General features: G+C 41.7%; 6 protein-coding genes. 5 read left to right on the top strand and 1 reads right to left on the bottom strand.

Annotation, left to right across the window (positions count from 1 at the left end):
* Nucleotides 1-332: 332 nt before the first annotated feature.
* Nucleotides 333-707, bottom strand: coding sequence for a CU044_2847 family protein (locus IM477_RS13170; protein WP_104396437.1), 375 nt, complete (start codon nucleotides 705-707; stop codon nucleotides 333-335).
* A gap of 165 nt (nucleotides 708-872) precedes the next feature.
* Between IM477_RS13170 and IM477_RS13165 the strand changes: the two genes are divergently transcribed.
* The 5 genes from IM477_RS13165 to IM477_RS13150 all read left to right on the top strand — a co-directional run bounded on the left by IM477_RS13165 (nucleotide 873) and on the right by IM477_RS13150 (nucleotide 5,571).
* A complete protein-coding gene (locus IM477_RS13165; protein WP_287732088.1) occupies nucleotides 873-4,112 on the top strand; it encodes an nSTAND1 domain-containing NTPase in 3,240 nt (1,079 codons plus the stop codon).
* A gap of 196 nt (nucleotides 4,113-4,308) precedes the next feature.
* Nucleotides 4,309-4,404 (top strand): DUF6888 family protein, encoded by a 96-nt coding sequence (locus IM477_RS23370; RefSeq protein WP_502866540.1) that lies wholly within the window; start codon nucleotides 4,309-4,311, stop codon nucleotides 4,402-4,404.
* A gap of 79 nt (nucleotides 4,405-4,483) precedes the next feature.
* Nucleotides 4,484-4,687, top strand: a complete 204-nt coding sequence (locus IM477_RS13160) for a DUF6887 family protein (protein WP_287732087.1) — start codon at nucleotides 4,484-4,486, stop codon at nucleotides 4,685-4,687.
* 144 nt (nucleotides 4,688-4,831) lie between these two features.
* On the top strand, nucleotides 4,832-5,248 hold the full coding sequence (locus IM477_RS13155) for an element excision factor XisH family protein (RefSeq protein ID WP_002758888.1): 417 nt from the start codon (nucleotides 4,832-4,834) through the stop codon (nucleotides 5,246-5,248).
* Nucleotides 5,236-5,571 (top strand): XisI protein, encoded by a 336-nt coding sequence (locus IM477_RS13150; RefSeq protein ID WP_287732086.1) that lies wholly within the window; start codon nucleotides 5,236-5,238, stop codon nucleotides 5,569-5,571. Before IM477_RS13155 ends, IM477_RS13150 begins: the two co-directional genes overlap by 13 nt.
* Nucleotides 5,572-5,720: the final 149 nt, after the last annotated feature.

The raw sequence follows: 5,720 nt of genomic DNA, 5'->3' as shown, positions 1-5,720 counted from the left end.
TTGACAACAGATAGTAGGGGGTTTTGTTCAGAAAAGAATTCAAATTCGGCCTTGAACGAGTAAAACTTTCTAGGAAATAAGGTTGAACATTAGATTTTTTCGACTTGTTCAAAGTGGCCGGAGGGCATTCGGACACTCAAAACGGACGGGTCGAAAGAGTCAGACTTAAGCAATTAAGCGTTTTTCGGTGAAGCGTCAACCCCGTTCAGCGACCACCCTTAAAAAGTGGCGTGGTGAGGAATCGCCGTCCGTTTTACGGCGGCGAGGATGTCAATTGGCTCTCTTATTTTGGGAATATATGGAAAAACCAGAAAACGTTAAAGATTGAACCATCAATCAGACGAGTTCGGCGGCTTAGGAAAGGTACACTTAACCGTAATATTTAAATTACTTTTAGCGGTTCCTTTGGTAATATAAGGGATTCCTACCTCACCGCCGATTTCCACACCAAATTGTAAAGTGACTTCCTCAATGTTGGCAATGGCTAAATTGCGAAAAGCGTTTAAAGTGTAAGTAGTGTAAGTACGAATTGTATCTTCAATTGTCTGAAAATTCTGTAAAATTTGCTGTTTATCTGGTACATTAATTACCCCTTTAGCAACTCTTCCCTCGGTTTTTACTGTCTCGGCAGGAATTTCCAGGTCATCGGTGGACTCTATATAAATTAGAGTGTTTTCGTCAATTTGGATTGGAGTTAGTCGAGTCATAAATAATGCAAAAATTGAAAATTAACTTTTTTCTTAACTATTTCTCGGCTCTCCCGTACTTGTGATGATAAGAAAAGATTATCTAAGGGAGGGCGTATGCTTTCCTTGCAGTTTATCAAAAAACAACCTAATATAAAAAACATTTCTATCCCTTGCTGACTGTCTATGGCTCGCTACGCCCTCGTCATCGGCATTAACCATTACGATAACCCCAATTTCCTGCCACCTTTGAGTAAACCCGCCAAAGATGCAGAAGCTGTTGCTAAATTCTTGGAGAATACCGGGACATTTGCCAATGTAGAACGCCTACCCGATCGCTGGATTGCCGCAGAAAAACGCTACGGAGTTGTTCCAGGACAGGTAACGGGGAATGAAGTCTTGCAAGCCTTAAAGCAAATCTTATCGGGAGAGCAGACCAAAAATCAAGAAGTCTTGATCTATTTTTCAGGACACGGGTTTCGCCTGATCAATCGCATCGGTGACGGGGAAGCCTATCTCGCCACCTCCGATAGCCAACCCGACGGCAAAAATGCCATTTCTTTAGACCGAGAACTCAATCCTTTATTACGGCGTTCTAATTTGAGTAATCTGGTAGTAATGCTAGACTGTTGCCATGCGGGGGCGTTATTGCCCGAAAATCGGGAATTAAATCGCACTTTGCTGGAACCTAGCCTCTCAGCATTTAAGGAGAAGCAAGATTACTACCTGATCACCGCCTGTCGGTCAGAACAGGTAGCTTGGGAAGATGAGGAATACAGTTTGTTCACCGCCGCTTTACTCGAAGGACTGTCCCCACAACAGGCTGACCTAAAAACGGGAGAAATTAGTGGCGATCGCCTGTTTGATTTTGTTTCGCGGGAATTGCGAGGGAAGGGTCAAGAACCGATTCGCATGGGAGTTGGGCGATCGATAATTCTGGTCAAATATGGGGCGCAACCTCAAGTTAAAGAAGTGGAACCGTTACTAGATGAGAAGGGAGAATTGCGCTGTCCCTATCAAGGATTGCTGGCGTTTACTAAGAAGGAACGCCCATTTTTCTTCGGACGCAAGCGAGTGGTGGACGACATCAAATCTAAGCTGGATCGGCTAAATTTTGTCCCTCTGATTGGTGCTTCTGGAAGTGGTAAATCTTCGGTAGTTCTGGCGGGATTGATACCCTGGTTGGAAGAATTAGGATGGCAAATTCTCGAACCGATCAAGCCTGGATTTAAGCCGTTGACAATGTTGGAAAGCCTGCTGTTACCCTATTTTCGAGATGATCAACAATTGCTGGATCAATGTATCAATAATCAAGACAGGGAAGGCTTAAAACCGCTATTAGAGCTTTTTCCCCGCGAACACAAATTCTTGCTGGTGGTAGATCAGTTTGAGGAATTATTCACTTTTGCTCTAGCGGAACAGCGCGATCGCTTTATTGAATTGATTACTCAAGTTGCCACAATTCCAGACTCTCCTCTGGCAGTTGTCGCTACCATGAGGGCGGATTTCATTGAACCCTGTTTGCGTTACGATTCTTTGCGACAACTGATTCAAAATAACGCCGAATACCTGCCAGATCTAAGGGGATTAGATTTGCTAGAAGCTATCACCGAACCAGCCAAACTGCAAGGCTATGAAGTTACTAATTATTTACTCAATAAAATCCTTGAAGATATTAAACAAGAACCAGGATTTTTACCATTATTAGAGTTTGCTTTAACCCAGCTTTGGCAGAAACGAGATGAAGCAAAACATCGGCTGACTTTAGATACTTATGAGGCGATAGGTGGGATAGTAGGAGCGTTAAATTGTCAAGCTGATAAAGTCTATCAATATAGGGATTATGAAAAAGACTCACCGCAGCAGGAGCGAACAGAAACAGAGAAAACTTTAATCAAGCGAATTTTCTTGAATCTTCTGCAAATAGGAGATGGGGAAAAAGATACCAGATTGCGTCAATCAAAAGCCTTTATCTTGTCTTTAGCTGGAGATAATCAAGAAGGACAAAAAGTTTTAAAAGAACTGATTGAAGGAAAACAAGGATTAGTAAAAGGTCGCCTTTTAGTGACGGGAAAAACTGAACGAGAAGAAGAAGCTTGGGTAGATTTGGCACATGAAGCTTTAATTGAAAAGTGGGACAACCTGAATCTGTGGCGAACCGAAACTCGCAAGGGTAGAGAATTAGCCAAACAGGTGGATAAAGATGCCAAAGACTGGCAAAAAAATAACAAATCTCAGTATTATTTGTGGTCGGGTGACAAGTTAGCAGATGCGGAGAAAGTCCTGCAAGAATATCAAGACACAGTGGAAACCACGGACTTGGCTCAAGAGTTTCTCCAAGCTAGTAGCCAGCAAGAATTATATAATTACCTCCGCAGTTCAGACATTGATAATTTAGAGCGAGAGACATTAGAAAAAGAGGCAGCCAACAAATCATTTTTAAACCAAGAAAACTTGAAAAACTTACTCGAAGATGAGAAGGAAAAAGCACAGATAAGGCTGTCAGCTTCCTGGTTGCTGAAACAGTGGGGAGAGGAGGTTCCTATCTGGACAGCAAAGGTTGATAAACAAGGAAATATTGACCTCTCAATTATCGCAGAAAACGATCTACCAGCCACAGTAATCGAAGAGTTAGAAAGTGGAATAAACCTAGAAATGTTGGAAATTCCCGGTGGTGAATTTTGGATGGGTGCTTCTGAAGGAGAAGAAGGAGCATATCCAAATGAACGCCAGCCACACAGGGTCACGATTTCTCCCTTTCTGATGGGCAAATATCCGATAACGCAGGCGCAGTGGCGAGCAGTAGCTTCTTTGCCTAAAGTTGAACGGGATCTCAACCCAGAACCTTCACACTATAAAGGAAATAGCTGCCGACCAGTGGAAACTATTAGTTGGTACGAAGCAGTAGAATTTTGTGAGAGACTATCGCGCTGGTCTCTGGAAAAAGGCCAAGGCTATCAATACCGCTTACCCAGTGAAGCAGAGTGGGAATACGCCTGTAGGTCAGTTATCAGTGAAGAATCAATTCAAAATCTAAAATCCAAAATCCAAAATCCGGCCTATCCTCCCTATCATTTTGGGTGCAACATTGACCCGGCTTTGGCAAATTATGCAGAAACCGCTCGTGGAAGGACGACTCCCGTAGGAAGGTTTCAAGCGGCGAATAGTTATGGACTCTACGATATGCACGGGAATGTTTGGGAATGGTGTGCAGACCACTGGCATGATAGTTATGAGGGTGCGCCTGATGATGGCAGTGCCTGGCTGAGTGAGAACGAGAATAATTATCGGCTGCTGCGCGGTGGTTCGTGGAGCTACAACCCGCAACACTGCCGTTCTGCCACCCGCCACCGCAACTACCCCGTCAGCAGGACCTACAACATCGGGCTGCGGGTGGTTGCGTCGTCGAGGAAGGTGATTCAGTGAACAGTTAACAGTTATTGCTTGTGCCAAGGCTCTGGCTTGGTATATAACATCTAGCCAGCAGACTACCTGAATAATTAGCGAGCAGGATGCTCGCATTCCCTTAAATCTAAGGCACTAAATTAGCTGTTTCAATCCAGTATTATGCTATACTTATTACAGTTATAAACTCGTAAATTGGAGGAAAAAGCCATCAATAATGATACCCACTCCCGAACAGATGCTTACTTGCCTTAGAATGTGTCAAACCCTGTCTAACTTCTATACCGATATTCATCTATTTCGGTATGATTAAAAAAGAAAGGAGATTTATATACTAGCAGGTGAAACTCTTAGCTTTATCATATTAACTAACGGAAATGTGGAGTTTGAAGATGAATCATCAACCTGATTTTTACCAAATGTCTCGCCCAGAATTAAGAAAATATGTCCTCTCCCATCGAGAAGATGATGAAGCCCTAAGAATTTATATGGATAGAATGCGAACTGAATCAGGTGTAACTAGATTTACCCTTACTCCTAGTCAAGAAGACATGAATAAATTAGAAGAATTTCTCAAGGCAAAAATGGATAAATAAAATCAATTTAACTTGCTTGTATCAAGGTTCTGCCTTAATGTATGCTTCAGGTAGAACCTGGGAACGAGATGAAAAAGACGAATCACCGATTCTTCAACAGTACCAAAATCGCTGCATCTCTAATAATCATCAGTTATAATAAAAATGCCAGCAAAAGATATTTATCATGATACCGTGAGAACTGCCTTAGACAAAGATGGCTGGACAATTACCCATGACCCCCTAATTATTCGCTGGGGAAAAAGAGATTTATATATTGACTTAGGAGCAGAAAAAATTATTGCCGCCGAAAAAGACAATCAAAAAATTGCCATTGAAATTAAAAGTTTTGTTGGCAAATCATCTATCGATGACTTAGAAAAAGCATTAGGACAATATATTTTATACTATGATTTATTGACAAAACTAAAATCTGAAAGAACTTTATATTTAGCAATTCATCAACAAGCTTTTGCCGATATTTTTGAAGATCCTATTGGTCAAGTTTTATTAGACAACAAACGATTAAAATTATTAATTTTTGACGAAATTGAGGAGGTTATTTTAAGATGGATAGGTTAGAAAAAATGAGAAAAATTATTATTGAATCTCTCCGTTATTATGCAAACTTGCGCTATGCTACTGGAGAGGTAAAACGCCTCCTCATTATTGACAAAGACTCTGATAACTATCTAATTCTCTTAGAAGGTTGGGATAACCGAGAAAGAGTACATGGCTGTTTACTTCATTTACAAATTATTAATGGTAAAATCTGGATACAACGAGACGGAACCGAAGACGGTATTGCCACTGATTTATTAGCCGCCGGTATTCCTAAAGAGCAAATTGTCCTTGCCTTTAAACCCGAACATATTCGACCCTATACTGAATTTGCTGTAAAATAAGCTATAGATTGACATCCTCGCCGCCGTAAAACGGACGGCGATTCCCAAACCTCACGATTTAGGTTTCTGCTTCTTTCCCTTGCGGGGTTCCGCACCTGCCTTAACAGATTTACTCTGTTCTGGTCTTATGGTCGCGACCCGGACTGACA

The sequence above is a fragment of the Microcystis sp. M090S1 genome, from assembly GCF_020246295.1.
GTDB lineage: Bacteria > Cyanobacteriota > Cyanobacteriia > Cyanobacteriales > Microcystaceae > Microcystis > Microcystis aeruginosa.
Note: the sequence above shows the minus strand (reverse complement) of the source record. Positions and strands in the feature narration are given on the sequence as shown.

Coding starts and splice junctions, on each gene's coding strand:
- IM477_RS13155 (WP_002758888.1), top strand. CDS start 4,832: ATGCCAGCAAAAGATATTTATCATGATACCGTGAGAACTGCCTTAGAC.
- IM477_RS13160 (WP_287732087.1), top strand. CDS start 4,484: ATGAATCATCAACCTGATTTTTACCAAATGTCTCGCCCAGAATTAAGA.
- IM477_RS13165 (WP_287732088.1), top strand. CDS start 873: ATGGCTCGCTACGCCCTCGTCATCGGCATTAACCATTACGATAACCCC.
- IM477_RS13170 (WP_104396437.1), bottom strand. CDS start 707: ATGACTCGACTAACTCCAATCCAAATTGACGAAAACACTCTAATTTAT.
- IM477_RS13150 (WP_287732086.1), top strand. CDS start 5,236: ATGGATAGGTTAGAAAAAATGAGAAAAATTATTATTGAATCTCTCCGT.
- IM477_RS23370 (WP_502866540.1), top strand. CDS start 4,309: ATGATACCCACTCCCGAACAGATGCTTACTTGCCTTAGAATGTGTCAA.